Annotated in this window: 18 protein-coding genes; 14 read left to right on the top strand and 4 right to left on the bottom strand. The window is 67.9% G+C overall.

Annotated elements, in window-relative coordinates; all coding sequences use genetic code 11:
- Nucleotides 1–4: 4 nt before the first annotated feature.
- Complete coding sequence (locus VAR608DRAFT_RS29040; RefSeq protein WP_443082965.1) at nucleotides 5–991, bottom strand: patatin-like phospholipase family protein; 987 nt, start codon at nucleotides 989–991, stop codon at nucleotides 5–7.
- 407 nt (nucleotides 992–1,398) lie between these two features.
- Here VAR608DRAFT_RS29040 and VAR608DRAFT_RS38410 point away from each other — a divergent pair, with 407 nt between their 5' ends.
- The 3 genes from VAR608DRAFT_RS38410 to VAR608DRAFT_RS29025 are packed head-to-tail and all read left to right on the top strand — an operon-like array spanning nucleotide 1,399 to nucleotide 7,671.
- Nucleotides 1,399–3,009 (top strand): efflux RND transporter periplasmic adaptor subunit, encoded by a 1,611-nt coding sequence (locus VAR608DRAFT_RS38410; RefSeq protein ID WP_331713007.1) that lies wholly within the window; start codon nucleotides 1,399–1,401, stop codon nucleotides 3,007–3,009.
- Nucleotides 3,006–6,200: an efflux RND transporter permease subunit gene (locus tag VAR608DRAFT_RS29030; RefSeq protein ID WP_088957224.1), complete on the top strand. Its 3,195-nt coding sequence runs from the start codon at nucleotides 3,006–3,008 to the stop codon at nucleotides 6,198–6,200. Before VAR608DRAFT_RS38410 ends, VAR608DRAFT_RS29030 begins: the two co-directional genes overlap by 4 nt.
- A complete protein-coding gene (locus VAR608DRAFT_RS29025) occupies nucleotides 6,187–7,671 on the top strand; it encodes an efflux transporter outer membrane subunit (protein ID WP_088957223.1) in 1,485 nt (494 codons plus the stop codon). The genes VAR608DRAFT_RS29030 and VAR608DRAFT_RS29025 overlap by 14 nt, the downstream gene beginning before the upstream one ends.
- 26 nt (nucleotides 7,672–7,697) lie before the next feature.
- Here the strand turns inward: VAR608DRAFT_RS29025 and VAR608DRAFT_RS29020 are convergent, their stop codons facing one another.
- Nucleotides 7,698–8,594, bottom strand: a complete 897-nt coding sequence (locus VAR608DRAFT_RS29020; protein WP_088957222.1) for a transglutaminase family protein — start codon at nucleotides 8,592–8,594, stop codon at nucleotides 7,698–7,700.
- A gap of 125 nt (nucleotides 8,595–8,719) precedes the next feature.
- Between VAR608DRAFT_RS29020 and VAR608DRAFT_RS29015 the strand changes: the two genes are divergently transcribed.
- Nucleotides 8,720–12,007, top strand: coding sequence for a hypothetical protein (locus VAR608DRAFT_RS29015; RefSeq protein WP_088957221.1), 3,288 nt, complete (start codon nucleotides 8,720–8,722; stop codon nucleotides 12,005–12,007).
- On the opposite strand, the gene mnmC is transcribed toward VAR608DRAFT_RS29015, so the two are convergent.
- On the bottom strand, nucleotides 11,983–13,869 hold the full coding sequence (mnmC, locus tag VAR608DRAFT_RS29010) for an FAD-dependent 5-carboxymethylaminomethyl-2-thiouridine(34) oxidoreductase MnmC (protein WP_088957220.1): 1,887 nt from the start codon (nucleotides 13,867–13,869) through the stop codon (nucleotides 11,983–11,985). The two genes, VAR608DRAFT_RS29015 and mnmC, sit on opposite strands and share 25 nt — an antisense overlap.
- A 13-nt stretch (nucleotides 13,870–13,882) precedes the next feature.
- A complete protein-coding gene (locus VAR608DRAFT_RS29005; protein ID WP_088957219.1) occupies nucleotides 13,883–14,155 on the bottom strand; it encodes an oxidative damage protection protein in 273 nt (90 codons plus the stop codon).
- A gap of 116 nt (nucleotides 14,156–14,271) precedes the next feature.
- Between VAR608DRAFT_RS29005 and VAR608DRAFT_RS29000 the strand changes: the two genes are divergently transcribed.
- From VAR608DRAFT_RS29000 to VAR608DRAFT_RS28960, 10 genes are all read left to right on the top strand, one after another.
- Nucleotides 14,272–15,297 carry a sulfate ABC transporter substrate-binding protein gene (locus VAR608DRAFT_RS29000; RefSeq protein WP_088957218.1) on the top strand — a complete coding sequence of 342 codons (1,026 nt, stop codon included), beginning with the start codon at nucleotides 14,272–14,274 and terminating at the stop codon, nucleotides 15,295–15,297.
- Between the two features lie 29 nt (nucleotides 15,298–15,326).
- A complete protein-coding gene (gene ssuE / locus VAR608DRAFT_RS28995) occupies nucleotides 15,327–15,911 on the top strand; it encodes an NADPH-dependent FMN reductase (protein ID WP_088959034.1) in 585 nt (194 codons plus the stop codon).
- Between the two features lie 116 nt (nucleotides 15,912–16,027).
- Nucleotides 16,028–16,159, top strand: coding sequence for a hypothetical protein (locus tag VAR608DRAFT_RS38325; RefSeq protein WP_269458504.1), 132 nt, complete (start codon nucleotides 16,028–16,030; stop codon nucleotides 16,157–16,159).
- On the top strand, nucleotides 16,156–17,187 hold the full coding sequence (locus VAR608DRAFT_RS28990) for a sulfonate ABC transporter substrate-binding protein (protein ID WP_088957217.1): 1,032 nt from the start codon (nucleotides 16,156–16,158) through the stop codon (nucleotides 17,185–17,187). Before VAR608DRAFT_RS38325 ends, VAR608DRAFT_RS28990 begins: the two co-directional genes overlap by 4 nt.
- Nucleotides 17,188–17,210: 23 nt before the next feature.
- On the top strand, nucleotides 17,211–18,449 hold the full coding sequence (locus tag VAR608DRAFT_RS28985) for an FMNH2-dependent alkanesulfonate monooxygenase (protein WP_088957216.1): 1,239 nt from the start codon (nucleotides 17,211–17,213) through the stop codon (nucleotides 18,447–18,449).
- A gap of 25 nt (nucleotides 18,450–18,474) precedes the next feature.
- Nucleotides 18,475–19,314 (top strand): aliphatic sulfonate ABC transporter permease SsuC, encoded by an 840-nt coding sequence (gene ssuC, locus VAR608DRAFT_RS28980; protein WP_088957215.1) that lies wholly within the window; start codon nucleotides 18,475–18,477, stop codon nucleotides 19,312–19,314.
- A gap of 16 nt (nucleotides 19,315–19,330) precedes the next feature.
- A complete protein-coding gene (locus VAR608DRAFT_RS28975; protein ID WP_088957214.1) occupies nucleotides 19,331–20,161 on the top strand; it encodes an ATP-binding cassette domain-containing protein in 831 nt (276 codons plus the stop codon).
- A 38-nt stretch (nucleotides 20,162–20,199) separates the two neighbouring features.
- On the top strand, nucleotides 20,200–20,415 hold the full coding sequence (locus VAR608DRAFT_RS28970) for a TOBE domain-containing protein (protein ID WP_007829250.1): 216 nt from the start codon (nucleotides 20,200–20,202) through the stop codon (nucleotides 20,413–20,415).
- A gap of 5 nt (nucleotides 20,416–20,420) precedes the next feature.
- Nucleotides 20,421–21,467 carry a methionine ABC transporter ATP-binding protein gene (locus tag VAR608DRAFT_RS28965; protein WP_088959033.1) on the top strand — a complete coding sequence of 349 codons (1,047 nt, stop codon included), beginning with the start codon at nucleotides 20,421–20,423 and terminating at the stop codon, nucleotides 21,465–21,467.
- Nucleotides 21,460–22,125: a methionine ABC transporter permease gene (locus tag VAR608DRAFT_RS28960; protein WP_088957213.1), complete on the top strand. Its 666-nt coding sequence runs from the start codon at nucleotides 21,460–21,462 to the stop codon at nucleotides 22,123–22,125. Before VAR608DRAFT_RS28965 ends, VAR608DRAFT_RS28960 begins: the two co-directional genes overlap by 8 nt.
- Nucleotides 22,126–22,131: the final 6 nt, after the last annotated feature.

Below are 22,131 nucleotides of genomic sequence, written 5' to 3'. Positions count from 1 at the left end.
GCGTTCAAACCCCTTCGAGCAGTGCGTCCAGATCGAACGTCGAGCGCTTGCCGATATCGCCCGAGTGCGACGCGAGGAACTCGCTGGCCACGCGGCGACCCTCGTCGCGCAGCTTGCAAAGGAAGGCCCATTCCGCGATCAGCTTCGATGAATAGCCGAGTTCGAGCATCGCGTCGGTCGCGATGCGGTGGATGCGCATGCGCGCCCATGCCGCGCCCTCGCCGTGACCCGGGTCCGCCACCTGATGCAGCATCGCGATCATGCGCAGTTCCTTCAGGAGCGGCGAGTTGAACGAGATCTCGTTGAGGCGGTTGTTGATCTCCTGCGCGCTGCGCGGAACGCCCGGGCGTTCCACCGGATTGATCTGCACCAGCAGGGTGTCGCTCGACGAGCATTCGCGGATCAGCGGCGTCATCGTCGGGTTGCCTGCGTAGCCGCCGTCCCAGTAGGGGTCGCCGTCGATCTCCACCGCATGGAACATCGACGGCAGGCAGGCCGAGGCGAGCAGCACATCGGGGCTGATCTCGGCATTGCGGAACAGGCGACCCCGGCCGGTGCGCACATTGGTGGCGGTCACGAAGAGCTTGATCGGCGATGAAGCCAGGCGCTCGAAGTCGATCAGTTCCCGCAGGATGCCGCGCAGCGGGTTCATGCCTTGTGGGTTGAGGTTGTACGGCGACCAGACGCGCATCGCGAGTTCCGCGGCCAGGAAGGCCGGCGAGTTGTCCAGCGTCCAGCGGCCGGTCATCATTTCGATCCAGCCGCGGCGGAAGGGGCTGAACCGGGCCGCTTCCGAAACACCGCGCCAGAACTCCTCGAGCGATTCGCGCGCGCCCTCGGGGCCGCCGCGCGCATGGCCGCACGCCAGCACCGCGGCGTTCATCGCGCCGGCCGAGGTGCCGGAGATGCCTTCGATGCGCAGCCACGGCTCCTCGAGCAGTCGATCGAGCACGCCCCAGGTGAACGCGCCGTGGGCGCCACCGCCTTGCAGCGCAAGGTCAATCGGAAGTGTTTTCAAGCGGTTCCTCCAGGGGATCGCGCCGTCGTGAACAGCCAGGCAATGCGCGGGCCAGCGCGACGGCCGGGCCATCCTATGCGAGCGGTGGGCCCGACTCAAGCCGGACGCTTGATCATCGTCGTGCGTGCGGCGAGGCACGAAAAGTGGTAGCGGGCTCTCGTGACAGTCCCGCGTCGGGCCCGCCGGCGCCCTCCGGGATTGCACCAAGGGGCCATTGCCTGCGCGATGCTTTGAAGCGACATTAGCGGTTCACTACAGCCCGCATCGGCTCGGTCGTCGTGCGCGATCGGCGTGGGCGAGGAGGATGGTCTATGGGTTTGTCGAGCGACATGGCCTTGCGAGCACGACGTGCAGGCCCTTCCCGGACTGGCGCCGCGCCCGTGGTTCGCGGACTGCTCCCGCTGGTATGTGCCGCGGTGCTCCTGTCCGCCTGTTCGAAGTCGGAGCCTGAAAAGGCCGCGCCGCCGCCGACCGAAGTCTCCGCAGTCAGCGTCAAGGCGCAGACGGTGCCCGTCAACTACGAGTTCGTCGGCCAGACCGAAAGCTCCCAGCAGGTCGAGATCCGGGCCCGCGTCAACGGCTTCCTGGAGAAAAGGGTCTACACCGAAGGCACCTTCGTCGAGCCCGGCCAGGTCCTCTTCAGGATGGACGTGAAGCCCTTCGAGGCCAGCCTGAAGGCCGCGAAGGCCGAGCTCGCGCAGCAGCAGGCGCGGCTTGCCACCGCACGCGCGAACCTCGCGCGCGTGAAGCCCCTGGTCGCCGACAACGCCCTGGCGGTCAAGGACCTCGACGACGCCACCGGCACCGAGCAGGCCGCCTCCGCCGCGGTCGAGGCCGCCGCCGCCAAGGTGACCGACGCGCAGTTGAACCTCGGCTACACCACGATCAGTTCGCCGGTCGCCGGCCAGTCCTCGTTCGCCAAGGTCCAGGACGGCGCCTACGTGAACGCCGAGAACAGCCTGCTCACCTACGTGGCGAAGCTCGATCCGATGCGGGTGAACTTCAGCCTCTCGGAAAACGAATCGCTGCGCCTGCAGGACGAGATCGCCAAAGGCAAGCTGCTGAAGGCGCCGCGCGACGACTACGCGGTGGAGCTGGTGCTGGCCGATGGCTCGAGCTTTCCCGCGCAAGGGCGCATCACCTTCGCGGATGCTTCCTTCAGCCAGGAGACCGGCACCTTCCTGCTGCGGGCCGAGCTGCCCAACCCGAAGGGCGAGCTGCGACCCGGGCAGTTCGTGCGCGTGAAGGTCCACGGCTTCATGCGGCCCGATTCGATCATCGTGCCGCAGCGCGCGGTGCAGGAAGGCCCGCGCGGCGAGTACGTCTGGGTGGTCGATGCCGAAGGCAAGGCCACCCAGCGGCCGGTGAGCGTCGGCGACTGGATGGGCGACCAATGGCTGGTGACCGCCGGGCTCAAGGACGGCGAGCGCGTGGTGGTCGACGGTTTCATGCGGCTCGCGCCGGGCGCACCGGTGAAGGTCAAGGAGGTGCCGCCGGAGCCGCTGCCGGAGGGCAAGGCCGTGGGACGGCCGGTCGGACCGACGCCGGCGGGCGGGGTGGCGGCCGCTTCCTCGGTGATGCCGAACTCGGGCGCGGGGCCGGCGGGCGGTGCTGCAAAGGCCGCCGCGGAAGCGTCCGCAGCCTCGGCATCCGCTTCCGGCCCTGCGGTCGCCAACGGCGATGCCGTCTACTTCGATCGCGGCCGCACCGCGCTCGATGCGACCGGCCAGGTGCGGCTGGTCGCGATCATCGCGGCGCTCAAGGCCAAGCCTGACCTGCGCGTCGTGCTGCACGGCTACGTGGATTCGAGCGGCGACCCGAAGATCAACGCGGCGCTGGCCAAGCGGCGCGCGGAATCGGTGCGCGATGCGCTGCTGGCGGCCAACGTGCCGGCCGACCGGATCGAGATGCAGGCGCCGGCCAACATCGTCGGCGGCGATCCGCCCGCGATGGCGCGCCGTGTCGATGTCATCCTGGCGGGGGCACGATGAAGTTCGCGCACTTCTTCATCGACCGCCCGATCTTCGCGTCCGTCATCTCGATCATCCTGGTCATCGCCGGGGTGGTCGCGATGCTGAACCTGCCGATCGCGCAGTTCCCGGACATCACGCCGCCGCAGATCTCGGTCAGCGCCACCTATCCGGGCGCGAGCTCGTCGGTCGTGGCTGAGAACGTGGCCGCGCCGATCGAGCAGCAGGTCAACGGCGCGGACCACATGATGTACATGAATTCCACGTCGAGCTCGACCGGGAACATGACGCTGTCGGTCTACTTCGAGATCGGCACCGACCCCTCGCTCGCGCAGGTGGACGTGCAGAACCGCGTGAACCTCGCGCTGCCGCAGCTGCCGTCGGCGGTGAGCCAGCAGGGCGTGAGCGTGCAGAAGAAGTCGCAGGCCTTCATGCTGATCGTGGCGATCTATTCGCCCGACAACAGCCAGGACCCGACCTTCGTCGCGAACTACGCGAACATCAACGTGCTGGATGCGATCAAGCGCATTCCCGGCGCCAACCAGAGCTCGATCTTCGGCTCGCCCGACTACGCGATGCGCCTGTGGCTCAAGCCCGACCGCATGGCGAGCCTGGGCATGACGGCGACCGACGTGCAGAACGCCGTCGCCGCGCAGAACCAGCAGTACGCCGCCGGGCGGCTCGGCGCGTCGCCGACGGTGACGCCGGTGCAGCAGACCATTCCGGTGGCGACCTCGGGCCGCATGACCGAGCCCACGCAGTTCGACAACATCATCCTGCGCGCCTCCCAGCAGGGCACCGGCGCCATCGTGCGCGTGAAGGACATCGGCCGCGCCGAGCTCGGTTCCAAGGACTACTCGATCCGCTCCAAGTACAACGGCAAGACCGCCACGCTGATCGCGATCTACCAGCAGCCCGGCGCCAATGCGCTGCAGGTCGCCAAGGACACGCGTGCGCTGATGGCCGAACTGAAGAAGTCCTTCCCGAGCGGGCTGGACTACGACATCGCGCTGGACACGACCGAGTTCGTGCAGGAATCGATCAACGAAGTGATCCACACCTTCTTCGAGGCGGTGGTGCTGGTGGTGATCGTGGTGTTCATCTTCCTGCAGAGCTTCCGCGCGACGCTGGTGCCGATCCTGGCGGTGCCGGTCTCCATCCTCGGCGCCTTCATCGGCATGACCGCGATGGGCTTCTCGATCAACATGCTCACCTTGTTCGGCATGGTGCTCGCGATCGGCATCGTGGTGGACGACGCGATCGTGGTGGTCGAGAACGTCGAGCGCAACATGAGCGAGTTCGGCCTGTCGCCCAAGGACGCGGCCAAGCGAGCGATGGACGAGGTGAGCGGCCCGGTGGTCGCCATCGTGCTGGTGCTGTGCGCGGTGTTCATCCCGGTCGCGTTCCTCTCGGGCATCACCGGGCAGCTCTACAAGCAGTTCGCGATCACGATCGCGGTGTCGGTGGTGCTTTCGGGTCTCGTGGCGCTGACCCTGTCGCCCGCGCTCGCCGCGCTGCTGCTGAAGCCGCCGAAAGAAGGCGAGCACGAGAAGAAGGGCTTCTTCGGCTGGTTCAACCGCAGCTTCGAACGCGTGACCGAAGGCTACACATCGACCACCAAGCTGGCGATCAAGCGCGTGCTCGTCTCGGTGCTGCTGATCGCCGGCATGGTGGTGATCATGATGGGCCTGTTCAGGAAGGTGCCGACCACCTTCCTGCCGGTGGAAGACCAGGGCTACATCTTCACCGCCGTCATCATGCCGGACGCCGCCAGCCTGGACCGCACCGAGGCCATCACCGACCGCGCGCAGCAGTGGTTCAGCAAGCAGCCGGGCGTGAAGGCGGTGGCGACGGTGCCGGGCTTCAGCCTGATCGATTCGCAGAACAAGTCCAATGCGGGCGTGCTCTTCGTGTCGCTCAAGAGCTTCGCCGAGCGGCAGTCGCCGGACGACCGGGCGGACGCGCTGATCCGGCAGGCCAGCGCGGAATTCTCGACCTTCAAGGAAGCCGTCCTGGTGCCGGTCAACCCGCCGTCGATCCCGGGCCTGGGCACGACCGGCGGCTTCGAGTTCTGGATCCAGAGCGAGGGCGATGCGCCGCTGCAGCGGGTGGAGCAGGTGACGCGCGACTTCATCGCCAAGGCAAGGCAGCGGCCCGAGCTGCGAGGCCTCAATTCGACCATCAACACGCGCTCGCGCCAGTTGATGGTGGATGTCGATCGCGACAAGGCGGAAAGCCTCGGCGTGCCGACGGAGGATGTGTATTCCACCTTGCAGACGCTGTTCGGCTCGCTCTACGTGAGCCAGTTCCCGAAGAACAGCCGGCTGTTCCAGGTGATCCTGCAGGCCGAGCCGGACTTCCGCACCAAGCCCGAGGACCTGCAGAACATGTACGTGCGCAACAAGGACGGCAAGATGGTGCCGCTCAAGGCGGTCGCGAGCACGCGCTACGTGACCGGCGCCGACATCGTCACGCGCTTCAACAACTTCGTCGCGGCCAAGGTCACGGGCGACGCAGGCATCGGCTACAGCTCGGGACAGGCGTTGGCGGCGATGGAGGAGGTGGCGCACGAGGTATTGCCCGCGGGCTTCTCGTTCGCGTGGTCGGGCGAAGCCTACGAAGAGCGCAAGGCCGGCTCGACGGCCGGGCTGGTGTTCGCCTTCGCGCTGGTGATGGTGTTCCTGATCCTCGCGGCGCAGTACGAGAAATGGTCGCTGCCCTTCGGCGTGCTGCTGGCGGTGCCGTTCGCGCTGTTCGGCGCCATTGCGGCGATCTGGATGCGCGGCATCCAGAACGACGTGTACTTCCAGATCGGCCTCACGGTGCTGATCGCGCTGGCGGCGAAGAACGCGATCCTGATCTTCGAGTTCGCGGTCGAGCTGCGGCACAAGGAGGGCCTCTCGCCCTACGACGCGGCGGTCGGCGCGGCCAAGCTGCGCCTGCGGCCGATCATCATGACCTCGCTGGCCTTCATCCTGGGTTGCATTCCGCTCGCGATCGCCAGCGGCGCTTCGGCGGCGAGCCGGCAGTCGCTCGGCACCGGCGTGATCGGCGGCATGCTGGGCGCGACGGTGATCGCGATCTTCTTCATCCCGATGTTCTTCTGGGGCCTGGAAGCGTTCAGCGATCGCATGAGCGGCAAGAAGGCCGAACATGCGAAGGGCGAGGGTCCGGAAGCGACCGGACAGGGAGCCGTCGATGCGCCGCACTGATGCGACTTGTCGCGGCGCGGTGGCCCTGGTGTCCGCGCTGTTCCTGGGCCTGCCGCTCGGCGGCTGCATGCTCGGGCCGGACTACAAGCGGCCCGAGCTCGACGTCCCGACGCAATACCGCAGTGCCACGCCCATGGGCGCGGTCGATGCGGCCGCGATCGAATCGGCGTGGTGGCAGCAGTTCAACGATCCGGCGCTCGACGCGCTGATCAGCGAGGGGCTGCGCAACAACCAGGACCTGGTCGCCGCCGCCGCGCGCGTGGAGCAGTTCTACGGCGTCCTCGGCACCACGCGCTCGCAGCTCTTTCCGCAGGTCGGCGCGCAGGTGAGCGGCAGCCGCACCCGCGCGAGCGAGCAGACCATCACCCCCGCGCCGTCGATCAATCCGTACAACGCGGTGCAGGCGAGCCTGCTCTTGAGTTGGGAGATCGATCTCTTCGGTCGCACGCGCCGCCTGACCGAAGCCGCGACCGCCGAGCTGGAGGCCAGCGAGGCCTTCCGCCGCGGCACGGTGCTCTCGGTCGTGACCGCGATCACTTCCGGCTACATCAACCTGCGCGAGCAGGACCGCGAGCTGGAGGTGTCGCGCGAGACGCTGGGTCTGCGCCTCGATGCGCTGAACCTCTTCGAGCGGCGCTTCAAGGGCGGCGTGGTGTCCGAGGTCGAGGTCAGCCAGGCGCGATCGGAGTACGCGACGGCGCTGCGTGCGATCCCGTTGCTGGAGCAGTCGATCGTTCAACTGGAGAACGCGCTGGCGAACCTGGTCGGCCGCAACCCGGGCCCGATCGCGCGCGGCAAGCCGATCGACCAGCTCATGCTGCCGCCGGTGCCCGCGGGCCTGCCGTCCGATCTGCTGGAGCGGCGGCCGGACATCCGGCAGGCCGAGCAATCGATGATCGCGGCCAATGCCCGCATCGGTGCGGCGAAGGCGGCGTACTTCCCGACGATCTCGCTCACCGGCGCCTTCGGGCAGGCGAGCCGGTCCTTGTCCGATCTGTGGCAGGGGCCGTCGCGCATGTGGACCTATGGCGCGGACATCACGATGCCGATCTTCACCGCCGGCGCGATCGCGGGCCAGGTCACGAGCGCCGAAGCGGCGCAGCGGCAGTCGGTTGCGCAGTACCGCAAGGCGGTGCAAGCCGCGTTCAGCGAAACGGAGAACGCGCTCTCGGGCATCACCACGTCTCGCACCGCGATCGACGCGCAACTGATGCAGGTGGCTGCGCTCGACAACTACGCGCGGCTCGCGCGCAGGCGCTTCGAGGGTGGCTACACCAGTTACCTCGAAGTGCTCGATGCCGATCGCGCGCTGTTCAGCGCACGGCTGCAACTGGCCCAGCAACAGGGCAGCGTGCTGCTGCAATCGGCGGCGCTCTACCGCTCGCTCGGTGGCGGCTGGGTCGATGTCGCGGACAAGGAAGCGCCGCAGCCCGGCGTGAACGTGAGCGAACGGCCCCGCGCCTTTCCCTGAAGCCTGCGTGAACCGGGTGGCCTGACTCAGCCCCGCAATCTGCGCACCACGACGGAGGCGTCGAGGCCTTCGTAGGCTTCGGCATCGCCGTACCAGGTGCCCGAGATCGGCGCGGCCAGCGAGGGATCGCGCGCGACCGCGACGCGGATCAACTCCCCGCTGCCCGTGAGATTGTTGGTGGGGTCGTAGGCGACCCAGCCCGCGCCCGGCAGATAGGCATGCAGCCACGCATGCGTGGTGCCGGCGCCGGTCACCGCGTCCCCCGTGGTTTCGCCGCCAAGTTCGAGCGCCGCGTCGTACAGGTAGCCGGTGACGAAGCGCGTCGCCACGCCGAGGCGGCGCGCGGCTTCCATCATCAAGAGCGCGTAGTCGCGGCAGCTCCCGCTGCCGAGTTCCAGGGTCTGCAGCGGCGTCTGCGTGCCTTCCTCGTCGCGCGCCGCGTAGCTGAGGTTCTGGCCGATGAAGGCGTTCATGCGCGCGAGCACCTCGCGCGTCCCGTTGGTTTCGTCGGCATAGAGAAACTGATGCGCCCAGCGGATGAGCCGGCCCTCCGGATCGTCGTGGTGCGGCCGCAGGTAATGTTCGAGGTCGATGCGGTCCTGCACCGAATAGGCGAAAGGCAGCACCTCGGCCGAAGGATCGAGCGCGAGCTGATCCACGCTGCCGGGCTCGCGCTCGATCGTGAAGCGGCAGACGATGCGCAGCTCCGTGGCCTCGCCGATCGGCTGCACCAGCGCCACGGAGTTGGAGTGCGGGTCCTGGATCATCCGGATGTTCGCGTCCGGGCTCACCTGCAGGTCGGTGGCGAGCACGCGCAGGTCGTGGCTCTCGCGCGGCCGGAACATCACCCGGTGCAGGCCGAAGCGGACCGGCTTCCTGTAGCGGTAGACCGTGGTGTGGGTGATGTCGTAGTGGATGGGCATGGGCCGATTCTCCCTCTTGCGAGTGCCCACGAACGGGTTTCATCGACCGGCTTGGGGATGCCCCGCGGGGAAAACCATTGTGAAATGGTCGTGACGTGCTTTCGCGCCGAGACCAGGAGGGCTTGATGGACAAGGAGTCGAAGTCCGGGTCCAGCCTGCCGAGCAACGGCATCGTGGCCATCGTGCTGCTGGCCGCAGGGGTGCTGTTCGTTCGCGAGGTGCCGCTGGAGACCACGCGGCTCCCGGTCAACGAACCGCGCCTCGAACAGCACTACGCCAAGCAGGACATCGATGCGAGGCTCTGGCAGGACCCCTTCGGCGCGGTTGCGCGCTACCGCACCGACCTGCGCAAGAACGGGCAGGGCAGGCTCGAAGGCGAGGACAGGCTGCGCACCGCCGAGGAACTCGCGAAGGACGTGGCCGACGTTCGGCGCCGCTTTCCGCCCGGCGAGGACCGGCAGGTGCAGGTGCTGGCCGTGATGCTGCCCGGCGGCCCCTATTCGGAGAACGTCGAGAGCCGCAGGCGTGGGCGTTATGCGGTGCTCGCCGGGCTCAATGCCAGCCGCCTCTCGCCGGTGGACACCGAGCACCTGGGTTACTTCACGCCGCCGGAAGCGGCTGGCGCGAGAGTCGAGAAGCCGTCGCCCGAGCCCATCCCCTACGAATGGTTCCAGCCCGCTTCCGATGTCGTGGCCCCGCAGGACCTGTCGCGCAGCAGTCTGCAATCGCCGGTGCTCGTGATGTGGCTGCAGACCGAGGCTTTCGCGACGAGGCCGCTCGAGCACATGGCACAGCTCGCGAGGCCGTTCGTCGATGCCGGTGCGAGTTGGCGGGTGCTCGGCCCCAACGGCTCGGACGGCCTCAAGGCGATGATCGACGAGGTCGGCGATCCGGACTTCGCGAGCCAGCCGGTGCACGCGGCGATGCGCTTTTATTCGCTCTACGCGACGGTACCGGACGAGGTGCTGCTCGAGGGCCGGAACGACCTGAAGGAGCGCGGCGACGGCGCGGTGTCGAAGTTCTTCGCCAGCCGCCACATCGCCCTGGTGAGAACCATCGGCAACGACGGCGCTCTCGCCGACGCGCTGATCGCCGAATTGAAGCTGCGTGGATTGGATCCGCGAAGGATTCCCAGGGCCCAGGGCGACAACCCCGACGTGCTCCGCTACCAGGACCTGTGCCGAATGGCTCCCGGCATTGAAGAGGACGTGCCCAGCCGTATCGCGATCGTCGCCGAGTGGGACACGCTCTACGGCCGCAGCCTGCTGCGCGAATTCCGGGCCAAGCAGGACGAGCCGGGCTTCTGCGTCGAGCGCTTCAGTTACGTGCGCGGACTCGACGGCCAGTTGCCGGCGGCCGCCGACAGCGGTGCGGCGAACGGCGGCACGCAGAAGCAGAGCCAGCCCGAAAAGGATCCGGGGCGCCGCAAGGACGGCACCTTCATCGAAGTGGCCGAAGGGCAGGGCCAGTTCGACTACCTGCGCAGGCTCGCCGTCCAGATGCGGATGAAGGACGAACTGCTGCGCAGTGCGGGCGGTGACAAGCAGGGCTTTCGCGCCATCGGCGTGCTGGGCAATGACGTGCACGACAAGCTGCTGGTGCTCCAGGCGCTGCGGCCGGAGTTTCCGAATGCCATCTTCTTCACGACCGACATGGATGCGCGCCTCATGCATCCGCGCGAGCAGAACTGGACGCGCAATCTGATCGTCGCTTCCAACTTCGGGCTGCGATTGATGGACCGGCTGCAGGGGGGCGCGCCACCGTTCCGTGACAGCTACCAGGTGTCGGCATTCCTCTCGACACGGCTTGCCATGGACGATGCGCGCCGCAAGCTGCAACTCGACGAGAGCGCGGACGGCGAACGGGAGCCGATGTCGCAGAAGAGAATCCGCGCGTGGTTCGAAACGCCGAGGATCTTCGAGATCGGCCGCACCGGCGCCTACGACTTCACGGGCAGTCCGTCCTACGGCTCCAACCGGAAAGGGTGCCGGGGCGTGGCGTGGAGCGAGTGCGACGACATTCATCCAGCGGGGTCCCGTGCCTACCCTGCGCCGGGCGTGCCGGTGATGTTCCTGATCTTCATGGCGCTGATGCTGCTGCTGTGGGTGCCGCCGTTGTTCGTGAGCGAGGGCGCCAGGAACCGGCTGACGCGCACCATGGCGAGCCGCGACAACCTGGCGGCGCGTCCTCGGCGCTGGGCTGTCGCGGTCCTGATCCTTCTCGTCGTCCAGGTGGCCCTTCCGTTGTGGATGGCGGTGAACTGGGAGCCCTTCGCCGAATGGCTCACCGATGGCGGCAAGCCGATGCTGGCGATCGAAGGGATCAGCCTGTGGCCGACCGAAGCGATCCGGATCTTCACGCTGCTGCTGTGCTTCTACCTCCTGTACAGGGGCTGGGCGACGCTCAATGCCAACCTGGAAGAGATTGCCGCCCACTTCGACGCCGGCGTCGCGCGCCAGGAGCTGAAGACGACGCAGGACCGTGCCGACCGGCGTCTGCGTGCGTGGCGCAAGCTGGGGCAGGTGTTTTCGATGCGCTTCATTCCGCCGTTGCACGAGCACACCGGCGATGTCGCTGGAATGACGCCCGACGCGGTGGACTTCTGGGGGCGCCACATCGTGCAGAACCGTCTGCTCGCGCGGCTGGTGCGCACCGCGTCGTGCGTGCTCATCGCCGCCGCGCTCAGCTCGCTGTTGATTCTGGCGATCGGTGAGGTCCGCTTCGTTCCGCAGCGAGGCGGGATGTCGCTTCTCGTGCACGAGTCGCTCAGGATTCCGGCGCTGCTGATGATGTATTTCCTGGTGTTCTTCGTGGTGGATGCCACGGTGCTCTGCGTCCGCTTCGTTCGTGGCCTGCTGCGCCTGCGCCGGCTGCACGAATACGCCGCCAACTGGCCCGAGGCCACGCTGCGGCGCTTCGAGGCCCAGATGGGAATGCCCCGCGCCTACCTGGAGAACTGGATCGACCTGCAGTTCGTCGCGCGCCGCACCCGCTCGGTGACGCGGCTCATCTACTATCCCTTCATCGTCATCTCGCTCTGGCTGCTTTCGAGAAGTGCAGTGTTCGACCATTGGACTTTGTCTGTCGGCACCGTGGTGCCGGCCGCCATCGGTGCCGCCGTGGCGCTGGGATGCGCAGTGGCGCTGCGCCTCGCTGCAGAGGACTCGCGCAAGCATGCGCTCGAACAGGTGAAGAACGAGATCCTGCGCGTGAGCGGCGCTCCGCCGAGCAGCGATCCCGATCCGGCACCCACCGTTAAACAGCTCGAGCTGCTCCAGAGCCGCATCGAGGACCTGCACGAGGGCGCCTTCGCGCCGTTCTGGCAGCAGCCTCTGCTCAAGGCGCTGCTGCTGCCGTTCGCCACGCTCGGCGGAACGACGGTGCTCGACTACATGGCGCTCGCCAACATCTGAGCGCTGCTCTTCGCCCACACGCGCCGCGTGTCCAGCGCACTCGCGAGCCTGGCCGGCAGCGGCAACGGTTCGCCGTGCCAGCGTGCGGCCAGCAGCTCGGCGCAAAGCGCGGCGAAGCTCATGCCGCGCGAACCCAGCGCGGTGCAGATCCAGATGCCGTCTTCCGCTTCCGGCCGCAACGGGCCGACCAGCGGACGCCGGTCCCCGGACGCGCAGCGCACGCCGGCCCATGCGCGCACCTGGCCGTTCGCGAAGTCGGCCCGCAGTTGCGCGGCCGCGTCGGGATGAAGGCGGCCCAGCTTTTCGAGATTGACCTCGTTCTCCTCGGGCCGCAGCGCACTGTCATGGCTGTCGCGGTCGAAGGTCGCGCCCGTGAGCCACAGTTCGCCGCCTTCGCCCGGCACATGCGCGATCAGATGGCCGTCGCCATTGATCGGCACGATGGGAAGCCTCGATCCGTGCGGCGCCACGCCCCACGCGACTTGGCCGCGCACGGGCTGCAAGGGCAGGTGCGGCGCGAACGCGCGGCTGTCGAAGCCCGCGGCGATGACGACCCGGTCGGCCCCGGCGAAGGTCTCGCCGTTCTCGCCGCGCAGCGTCCAGCGGGGCCCGCCGTCGCCGGGCGATTCGATGCGGGTCACGCGGCGCCCGGTTTCGACACGGATGCCCGGCTGCGCCAGCCAGGCCTGCACCAGCCGGGCAGGGCGCACCCATCCGGCCCGCAGGTGCCGGATCGCGGCGGCATCGGTCGGCAGGCCGAGCGCGAGAAGCTCTTGCGCCGTCGCGCGCCACGATTCGTTGGGACCCTGGGCCGTCCAGCCGGGGGGCAGGCGCGCATCGCCCGGCGCACGGCGTTCGACCACACCGGTGGCGGCCCAGTCGCGGCCTTGCGCCAGCCATTGCTCGAGCTGCGGCCACAGCGCGCGTATCCCGGCGCGCGTGAGACGCGAGAGCAGGGCATCGTCCGGCGACACATGCGGCGCGAGCACGCCCACCGGCAGGCCCGAGGCGCCGGTGGCGGGCTGGTCCGAGGCGTCGAGCACCGTCACCGTCCATCCGCGCCGCGCGAGGCTCGACGCGACGGCCGCGCCGGCAAGACCGGCGCCGATCACGGCGCAATGGCCGGGCACTGCGAGCTCCTCGCGCGAGGGCGATGGGCGGCGGGGTTCCCAGGCGGGCTCGTACACGCCCTGCAGGCAGTCCCGCTTGGGCGGCAGGCCCGGTGTCTTCGCGACCTTGAACCCGTATTGCGCCAGCGCATCGCGCACCGCGCGCGCGATGGTCCAGGTCGCGAGCCGCGTGCCTCGGTGCGCGAAGCGCGACACCGCCTTGAGCGTCTCGGCCGACCACATCTGCGGATTGCGCTGCGGACTGAAGCCGTCGAGGTAGATGCTGTCCGCCTCGAAGCGCTGCGCGCGCAGCATCGGCTGCACGTCGCCGATGCACAGGGTCAGCAGCACCTGACCCTGGTCGAGCCACAGGCGATGGAATCCCGGCAGCAGGCCGTGCCATTGCGCCGCCAGTTCCTCGGCCAGCCCAAGCACTTCCGGCGAACCGGCGGCGGCGCGCAGCAGGTCCTCGCGCGAGACCGGATAGGCCTCGATCGAGACGAAATGCAGCAGACGGCAGCGCTCCGGGTCCGCGCGCCAGGCCTGCCAGGTTGTCAGGAAATTGAGTCCGAAGCCGAAGCCGGTTTCGAGAATCCGCCATTGCGGCCGCCCGGCCCAGGCCGCGGGCAGGCCGCAGCCGCCCAGGAACACATGCCGGGCCTGCGCGGCGGCGCCGCTTTCGGAGTGGTAGATGTCATCGAAGCGCGCGCTGCGCGGGACGCCGTCCGCGCGCCATTCGACCGGTTCGGCCATGCGCGCGCGTGGATCAGTTGGAAGGGGGAACGTACCCCTGCGCGACGTCGGCGCCGTCGCCGAAGAAGTGCTTTTCCATCTGGCGGGCCAGGTACTGGCGCGCGCGGGCGTCCGCGAGGTTCAGGCGGTTTTCATTGACCAGCATGGTCTGCTGCTTGAGCCAGGCGGCCCAGGCCTCCTTGCTCACGTTCTCCCAGATGCGTTTGCCGAGTTCGCCGGGATAGGGCGGGATGTCGAGACCTTCGGCTTCTTTGCCGAGCTTGATGCACTGGACCATGCGTGCCATTTGGATGCCTTTAGTTGATTTCGCTATTTAGAACTGAAAACTCGGTCGTTCCGGTTTTCTTATGCCGTATTCAGAATGCGTGGCATCTGCTTTATGCCAATTACGAGCACAAGACCATGAGCCTTCGCCGCGACTTTATCAAGCTTTCCCTCGGTGCCGCCGCCGCGGCGGGCATCGCCCTGACGGCGTTGCCGTCGTTCGCCCAAGGCGGCGTGACGCTGCTGAACGTGTCCTACGACCCGACCCGCGAGCTGTATGTGGACTACAACCAGGCCTTCGCCAAGTACTGGAAGGCCAAGACCGGGCAGGACGTGACGATCAAGCAGTCGCACGGCGGTTCGGGGAAGCAGGCGCGCTCGATCATCGACGGCATCGACGCCGACGTCGCGACGCTGGGGCTTGCCGGTGACACCGATGCGCTCGTCACGCACGGCGGGCTGGTCAAGCCCGACTGGCAGAAGCGCCTGCCGCACAACTCGGCGCCCTACACCTCGACCATCGTCTTCCTCGTGAAGAAGGGCAACCCGAAAGGCCTGAAGGACTGGGACGACCTGGTGAAGCCCGGCGTGCAGGTCATCACCCCGAACCCGAAGACCTCCGGCGGTGCCCGCTGGAACTACCTCGCGGCCTGGGAATTCGGCAAGCGCAAGTACGGCGGCGACGACAAGGCCAAGGCGTTCGTGGGCAAGCTCTACAAGAACGTCCCGGTGCTCGACACCGGTGCGCGCGGTTCGACCATCACCTTCGTGCAGCGCGGCGTGGGCGATGTGCTGCTGGCCTGGGAGAACGAGGCCTTCCTCGCGCTGAAGGAATTCGGCCCCGACAAGTTCGAGATCGTCGTGCCGTCGGTCAGTATCCTCGCGGAACCCACCGTGGCCGTGGTCGACAAGGTGGTCGACAAGAAGGGCACGCGCGCCGTCGCCGAGGAATACCTGAAGTACCTGTACTCGGACGAGGGCCAGGACATCGCCGGGCGCAACTACTACCGCCCGACCTCGGAGAAGGCCAAGGCCAAGTACGCGACGCAGTTCCCCAAGCTCACGCTGTTCACGATTGACGAAGCCTTCGGCGGCTGGGCCAAGGCGGACAAGGCGCACTTCGCCGATGGCGGCTCGTTCGACCAGATCTACCTGAACAAGTAGTTCGCCCCCAGGCTGAAAGTGATTTGATCGTGTCTGTTCTCCTGATCGCCGGCAGTCCCTCCGCGCCGTCCCGCTCGGCGGTGTTGCTCGATGCGGTGGCCGCACGGCTGGCGCTGCGCAAGGTGCCCGTGGATCGCCTTGCGATCCGCGAACTCGCAGCGCATGCGCTGCTGCTCGGCGAGGCCTCGCACCCGACCGTGCAGCAGGCGGCCGAGCAGGTGCATCGTGCCGATGTGATCGTGATCGCGACGCCGGTCTACAAGGCCGCCTACAGCGGCGTCCTCAAGGTGTTCCTCGACCTGCTGCCGCAATCGGCGCTCAAGGGCAAGACGGTGCTGCCGCTGGCCACCGGCGGCAGCCCGCATCACATGCTGGCGCTCGACTATGCGCTGCGGCCGGTGCTGCAGTCGCTCGCGGCACGGCACATCCTGCCGGGTGTCTATGCGACCGACGGGCAGGTGACCTTGCAGCCCGAAGGCGCCTATCAACTCCAGGCCGATCTCTCGCAGCGGCTGGACGACGCGGTCGAGACGCTCGCCAGCGAAGGTCTCAAGCTGCCGCCGACCTGGGGCTTCGAGCCCGTGGCTTTCGAGCGGGTGCGATGTAGCGTCTGACGGTCATCCGTCTGCGCGGCGCCCGATGCGGCGCCATCTCCATCCAACTCTCCGTCCCGATTCATATGGCCGCGATGCGGTCTCAGGGGCGACCTACGCCTCCAAGAAAGAAGCCCATGCCTCCTTTGACCCCGAACACCCTGATGCCGCCGCGCTCCGCGTGGTGGGGCGTCGCGGACCTGGCCATCAGCGCGCTGGTGGTCGTTGCGGTTGCGCTCATCACCGGCTTCATCGCTGCCACGTCATGAGCACGTCGTCGATCGTTCCGGGCGAATCGAACGCGCGCCGCCGTTTGCTGCAACTGCTCGTGGTCACGGCTTCGAGCTGGGGGCTCGGGGGGGCCGTGGCGCTGGCCCAGCCCGCCGGTTCCTCGTCGTCATCCGAGCCGCTTCAGCAACTGCGGATCGGCTACCAGAAGTCCGCCGCGAATCTGGTGATCGTGAAGCAGTCCGGCTGGCTGGAAAAGCGCTTCCCGAACGCGAAGATCGGGTGGATCGAGTTTCCGGCCGGGCCGCAACTGCTGGAGGCGCTGTCGGTCGGCAGTCTCGAGTTCGGCCTCACAGGCGATTCGCCGCCAGTGTTCGCGCAAGCTGCCGGCAAGGACCTCGTCTATGTCGGCGCCGAGCCGCCCAAGCCCGACAGCTCCGCGGTGCTGGTGCTGAAGGATTCGCCGCTGAAATCGCTGGCCGACCTCAAGGGTCGCAAGGTGGCCTTGCAGAAGGGATCGAGCGCGCACTACCTGCTGGTGCGCGCGGTGGAGAAGGCGGGCCTGCAATGGAGCGATATCCAGCCCGTCTACCTCGCGCCGGCCGATGCGCGCGCCGCCTTCGAGCGCGGCAGCGTCGATGCATGGGCGATCTGGGACCCGTTCTACGCCGCGACCGAACTCGCGATCCAGCCGCGTGCGCTGACCACCGGCCGCGGCCTGTCGGGCAACAGCTCCTTCTATCTCGCGTCGCGGCCGTTCGCGGAAAAGCATGCGGCCGTGATCGCCGCGCTGTTCGAGGAACTGACGCGCGCCGATCGCCTCGTGCAGCAGGAGCGCGCCGCCGCGATCAAGCTGATCGCCGACTTCAGCGGTCTCGACGCCGGCATCGTGAGCCTGTTTCTTCAACGCCGGCCGCCATCGCCTGTCGGTTCGATCCAGCCAGGGACGGTGAGCGACCAGCAGCGCGTCGCCGATGCCTTTCACAAGCTCGGACTCATTCCGAAGCCGGTCGAGGTCGCGCGCATCGTCTGGCATCCCGACACCCGCCTGGCGTCCGCCAAGCCCTGACGACGAACAACAGGATAAAAGTCATGAACATCTTCTGGTTCCTCCCCACGCACGGCGACAGCCGCTATCTCGGCACGACCGAAGGCGCGCGCCCGGTCGATCTGGCCTATCTGCAGCAGATTGCCGGCGCCGCCGATCAGCTGGGCTACGAAGGCGTGCTGATCCCGACCGGCCGTTCATGCGAAGACCCATGGGTCGTCGCCGCGAGCCTGATCGGCGCGACGAAGCGGCTCAAGTTCCTGGTCGCGGTGCGGCCCGGGCTGCATCAGCCGAGCCTGGCGGCGCGCATGGCTGCGACCTTCGATCGGCTGTCCGGCGGCCGCGTGCTGGTGAATCTCGTGACCGGCGGCGATCAGGCCGAGCTCGAAGGCGACGGCGTCTCCCTGGCCCACGCTGCGCGCTACGAGCAATCGGCCGAGTTCATCCGCATCTGGCGCGAGATCATCGCGCGCAGCCACGAAGGGCAGAGCTTCGACTACGACGGCAGGCACCTGAGCGTGAAAGGCGCAAAGCTGCTGTTTCCGCCCACGCAGAAGCCGTATCCGCCGGTGTGGTTCGGCGGCTCGTCGGAAGCGGCGCATGAGCTCGCCGCCGAGCAGGTCGATGCGTACCTGACCTGGGGCGAAACGCCGGCCGAGGTGGCGAAGAAGATCGCCGATGTTCGCGGAAGGGCAGCAAAGTACGTGGACCCCCACGCTTCGCTGCCCCCCGAGGGGGCGGCCACCGCCTTGGGGCGGCCCGGCGGCGGTGGGGGCCGCACGGTGAAGTTCGGCATCCGCCTACACGTGATCGTGCGCGAGACCGAGGACGAAGCCTGGCGCGCGGCCGAATCGCTGATCAGCCGCGTGGACGACGCCACCGTGGTCCGCGCGCAGGCTGCGTTCGCGCGCATGGATTCCGAAGGCCAGCGCCGCATGGCCGCGCTGCATGCGGGCGGCGCGAAGCGCAGCCGCGCGGATCTGGAAATCAGCCCGAACCTGTGGGCCGGCGTGGGCCTGGTTCGCGGCGGTGCGGGCACCGCGCTGGTGGGTGATCCGAAGACCGTCGCCGCGCGCATCGAGGAATACGCATCGCTGGGCATCGAGAGCTTCATCCTCTCGGGCTATCCGCATCTGGAGGAGTCGTACCGCTTTGCCGAGCTCGTGTTCCCGCTGCTGCCGCGCAAGCAGCGCGCAGGCGTTCCGGCGCAGGCCCTGACCGGGCCCTTCGGTGAAGTGGTCGCGAATCTCGATGCGCCTTCGCGCCTCTTGTCGCAGAGCTGAGCGGCACTCCACACCAAGGACTCCAATGACAGAACAAGTGCAAGCACGGCCGCTGCCGACACAAGTGCCATCGCTGAACGGCGCGAAGGCCTTCGGCGTATCGGTGGCGAAGCGCCTCGTGCCGTGGCTCGTGCCGGTGGGCCTGATCGTGGCGTGGCAGATCGCCTCGTCGTTCGGCTGGCTCTCGACCCGGGTGCTGCCGGCACCCATCGACGTGGTGAAGGCTGCGTGGAATCTCTCGGTGTCCGGCGAGTTGTGGACGCACGTGAAAGTGAGCGCAACACGCGCGCTCGCTGGCCTCGCGATCGGCGGCGGGCTCGGGCTGGTGCTGGGCCTGCTCACCGGCTCGATCCGCTTCTTCGAGACGCTCTTGGATTCGAGCATCCAGATGGTGCGCAACGTCCCGGCGCTGGCGCTGATCCCGCTGGTGATCCTGTGGTTCGGCATCGACGAATCGGCCAAGCTCTTTTTGATCTCGGTGTCGGTGTTCTTCCCGATCTACCTGAACACCTTCCACGGCATCCGCAACGTCGATCCGCAACTGATCGAAATGGGCCGCACCTACGGGCTCACGCGCTGGCAGCTCTACAAGGAAGTGATCCTGCCGGGCGCGACCTCGTCGATCCTCGTCGGCCTGCGTTTCTCGCTCGGCCTGATGTGGGTGATCCTGATCGTGGCCGAGACCATCTCCGCGCAGTCGGGCATCGGATATCTGACGATGAACGCACGCGAGTTCCTCCAGACCGACATCGTGCTCGTGGGCATCCTGCTCTATGCGCTGCTCGGCAAGCTGGCCGACCTGTTCGCCCGGGCGCTGGAGCGCTGGTGGCTGCGCTGGCATCCGGGCTATCAGGCCGCGAAGTGAAGAGGAGAAGAAATCCATGAGTGCCATTCCCCAGACCACGCCGCGGGATGCCGAAGCGCCGGGCGGCGTGCGGCTCGAAATCCGCGGCCTGTCCAAGCGCTACGGCGAACGCGAGGTGCTGCGCAACACGCAACTGACGGTCGAACCGGGCCAGTTCATCGCGATCGTGGGCCGCAGCGGCTGCGGCAAGAGCACCTTGCTGCGCCTCGTCGCGGGTCTGGAGCAAGCGAGCGAAGGCGCGCTCTACACCGACGGCAAGGCGGTCGAGGGGCTGCACGACGACACGCGGATCATGTTCCAGGAGGCGCGCCTCTTGCCGTGGCGGCGTGTGCTCGACAACGTGACGCTGGGCCTGCCGGCCGAGACCCGGGCGCGCGGCGCCGAAGTGCTCGCACAGGTCGGGCTCGCCGAGCGCAGGGACGAGTGGCCGGCACGCCTTTCGGGCGGCCAGCGCCAGCGCGTGGCGCTGGCACGTGCGCTGGTGCATCACCCGCGGCTGCTGCTGCTCGACGAGCCGCTCGGCGCGCTCGATGCGTTGACGCGCATCGAGATGCATCGCCTGATCGAGAGCCTCTGGCAGCGCCATCGCTTCACCGCGCTGCTGGTCACGCATGACGTGCAGGAGGCGGTGGCGCTCGCGGATCGCGTGATCCTCATCGAGAACGGCCGCATCGCGCTGGACGAGAACATCGCACTTGCACGGCCACGCTCGCAGGGCGACCCGGCTTTCGCAGCGATCGAGAAACGCATCCTCGATCGCGTCCTGCAGAAGCCGGATGCGGCAGAGCCCGCCAACGACACACGCTGGGCCGATGGTCCGGCCCATGCATTGCGCTGGGCGGTCTGACCCGGCATCCCTTTCCCAACCCAAAAAGGAGTTTCATCATGTCCATCCAAGCCATCAACGTCCGCAACCAGTTCAAGGGCAAGGTCCGCGAAATCATCCGCGGCGACGTCGTCTCCGAAGTCGATGTCGAGACCGCGTGGGGCATCGTGACCTCGGTCATCACGACCCGTTCCGTCGACGAGCTGCAGCTCAAGGTCGGCTCCGATGTGGTCGCGCTGGTGAAGTCGACCGAAGTGTCGATCGCCAAGCTCTGATGCGGATGATCGAACTCAAGGGCATCCATCAGATCTACGACGGCCCGCAAGGGCCGGTCGAGGCACTCAAGGGCATCGACCTCGACGTAGCGCCGGGCGAAGTGTTCGGCGTGATCGGGCGCAGCGGCGCGGGCAAGAGCTCGCTGGTGCGCACCATCAATCTTCTCAACCGGCCGGCGCGCGGCAGCGTTCGCGTGGACGGCCGCGAACTCACCGCGCTCGATGATGCCGAGCTGCGCGCCGCGCGGCAGGGCATCGGCATGATCTTCCAGCACTTCAACCTGCTGTCGTCGCGCACGGTGTACGACAACGTGGCGCTGCCGCTGGAGCTCGCGGGCCTGCGGCCGGCGCAGATCAAGGCGCGTGTGGAACCGCTGCTGGACCTGGTCGGCCTCGCGAGCCTGCGGGATCGCCATCCGGCGCAGATCAGCGGCGGCCAGAAGCAGCGCGTGGGCATCGCGCGGGCGCTGGCGAACCGGCCGAAGGTGCTGCTGTCGGATGAGGCGACCTCAGCGCTCGATCCCGAGACCACGCGCGCGATCCTCGCACTGCTGCAGCAGATCAATCGCGAGTTCGGCCTCACGGTGGTGCTCATCACGCACGAGATGCAGGTCATCAAGCAGCTCGCGCAGCAGGTCGCGGTGATCGACCACGGCCGCATCGTGGAGCAGGGCGCGGTGCTCGATGTCTTCACACGGCCGCAGCATGAGACGACGCGCAGCCTGCTCGAGGACATCGCGCCGCAGCAACTGCCCGAGAGCGTTCTCGCGCGCATCCGTGCGCTGATGCAGGACGGCGGGCATGCAGAGGAATCGCAGCTGCTGCGCCTCGCCTTCGCGGGCGAGGACTCAGCCGACCAGCCGCTGCTGTCGCAGGTGATTCGCCGCTTCGGCATCGATCTGTCGATCGTGCATGGGCAGGTCGACGAGATCCAGGGCCGGCCGTTCGGCTCGCTCGCGGTGCTGGCGCGGGGTGCGCGCGAATCGCTGGCTGCCGCTGTCGCGCACCTGCGTGGTGCGGGGGTGCTGGTGCAGGAGGTGGCGCATGTTTGACGTCTTCACCGGGCCGATGCTGGGCCTCTTCGCCACCTCGCTGTGGGAAACCATCGTGATGGTCGGCATCTCCGGCCTGGTCGGCGCTGCGGTCGGCGTGCCGCTGGGCGTGTACCTGCATCTCACCGACGACGGCGGGGTGCTGGAGAACCGGCCGGTCAATCGCATCGTGGGTGCGATCGTCAACGCGGTGCGTTCCACGCCTTTCATCATCCTGCTGGTGGCGATCATCCCGCTCACGCGCCTGCTGACGGGTTCGTCGATCGGCACCGCGGCGGCCGTGGTGCCGCTCAGCCTCGCGGCCGCGCCCTTCGTCGCGCGGCTCGTCGAGACCTCGCTGCGCGAAGTCGACCGCGGGCTCGTCGAGGCCGCGCAGGCGATGGGCGCGAGCACGCCGCAGATCATCTGGAAGGTGCTTCTTCCCGAGGCGCTGCCCGGCATCGTGGCCGGCGTGACGATCACCTTCGTGAGCCTCACCGGCTATTCGGCGATGGCCGGCGCCATCGGCGGCGGCGGACTGGGCGACCTCGGCATCCGCTATGGCTACCAGCGCTTCCTGCCCGAAGTGATGCTGGCGGTGGTGCTGGTGCTGATCCTCTTCGTGCAGGCCGTGCAAAGCGGCGGCGACTGGCTGGTGCGCAGGCTCAGCCACAAGTAGTTTTTT

The organism is Variovorax sp. HW608, from assembly GCF_900090195.1.
In the GTDB taxonomy this organism is placed as follows: domain Bacteria; phylum Pseudomonadota; class Gammaproteobacteria; order Burkholderiales; family Burkholderiaceae_C; genus Variovorax.
This window is presented reverse-complemented; position numbering and strand designations above follow the sequence as displayed.

Excerpts from the sequence above, each read along its gene's own strand:
- VAR608DRAFT_RS28965 (WP_088959033.1), top strand. The coding sequence starts at position 20,421 with ATGATCGAACTCAAGGGCATCCATCAGATCTACGACGGCCCGCAAGGG.
- VAR608DRAFT_RS28985 (WP_088957216.1), top strand. The coding sequence starts at position 17,211 with ATGAACATCTTCTGGTTCCTCCCCACGCACGGCGACAGCCGCTATCTC.
- VAR608DRAFT_RS28970 (WP_007829250.1), top strand. The coding sequence starts at position 20,200 with ATGTCCATCCAAGCCATCAACGTCCGCAACCAGTTCAAGGGCAAGGTC.
- VAR608DRAFT_RS29025 (WP_088957223.1), top strand. The coding sequence starts at position 6,187 with ATGCGCCGCACTGATGCGACTTGTCGCGGCGCGGTGGCCCTGGTGTCC.
- VAR608DRAFT_RS28960 (WP_088957213.1), top strand. The coding sequence starts at position 21,460 with ATGTTTGACGTCTTCACCGGGCCGATGCTGGGCCTCTTCGCCACCTCG.
- ssuC (WP_088957215.1), top strand. The coding sequence starts at position 18,475 with ATGACAGAACAAGTGCAAGCACGGCCGCTGCCGACACAAGTGCCATCG.
- VAR608DRAFT_RS28975 (WP_088957214.1), top strand. The coding sequence starts at position 19,331 with ATGAGTGCCATTCCCCAGACCACGCCGCGGGATGCCGAAGCGCCGGGC.
- VAR608DRAFT_RS29000 (WP_088957218.1), top strand. The coding sequence starts at position 14,272 with ATGAGCCTTCGCCGCGACTTTATCAAGCTTTCCCTCGGTGCCGCCGCC.
- VAR608DRAFT_RS29030 (WP_088957224.1), top strand. The coding sequence starts at position 3,006 with ATGAAGTTCGCGCACTTCTTCATCGACCGCCCGATCTTCGCGTCCGTC.
- VAR608DRAFT_RS38325 (WP_269458504.1), top strand. The coding sequence starts at position 16,028 with ATGCCTCCTTTGACCCCGAACACCCTGATGCCGCCGCGCTCCGCGTGG.
- VAR608DRAFT_RS28990 (WP_088957217.1), top strand. The coding sequence starts at position 16,156 with ATGAGCACGTCGTCGATCGTTCCGGGCGAATCGAACGCGCGCCGCCGT.
- VAR608DRAFT_RS29020 (WP_088957222.1), bottom strand. The coding sequence starts at position 8,594 with ATGCCCATCCACTACGACATCACCCACACCACGGTCTACCGCTACAGG.
- mnmC (WP_088957220.1), bottom strand. The coding sequence starts at position 13,869 with ATGGCCGAACCGGTCGAATGGCGCGCGGACGGCGTCCCGCGCAGCGCG.
- VAR608DRAFT_RS29015 (WP_088957221.1), top strand. The coding sequence starts at position 8,720 with ATGGACAAGGAGTCGAAGTCCGGGTCCAGCCTGCCGAGCAACGGCATC.
- VAR608DRAFT_RS29005 (WP_088957219.1), bottom strand. The coding sequence starts at position 14,155 with ATGGCACGCATGGTCCAGTGCATCAAGCTCGGCAAAGAAGCCGAAGGT.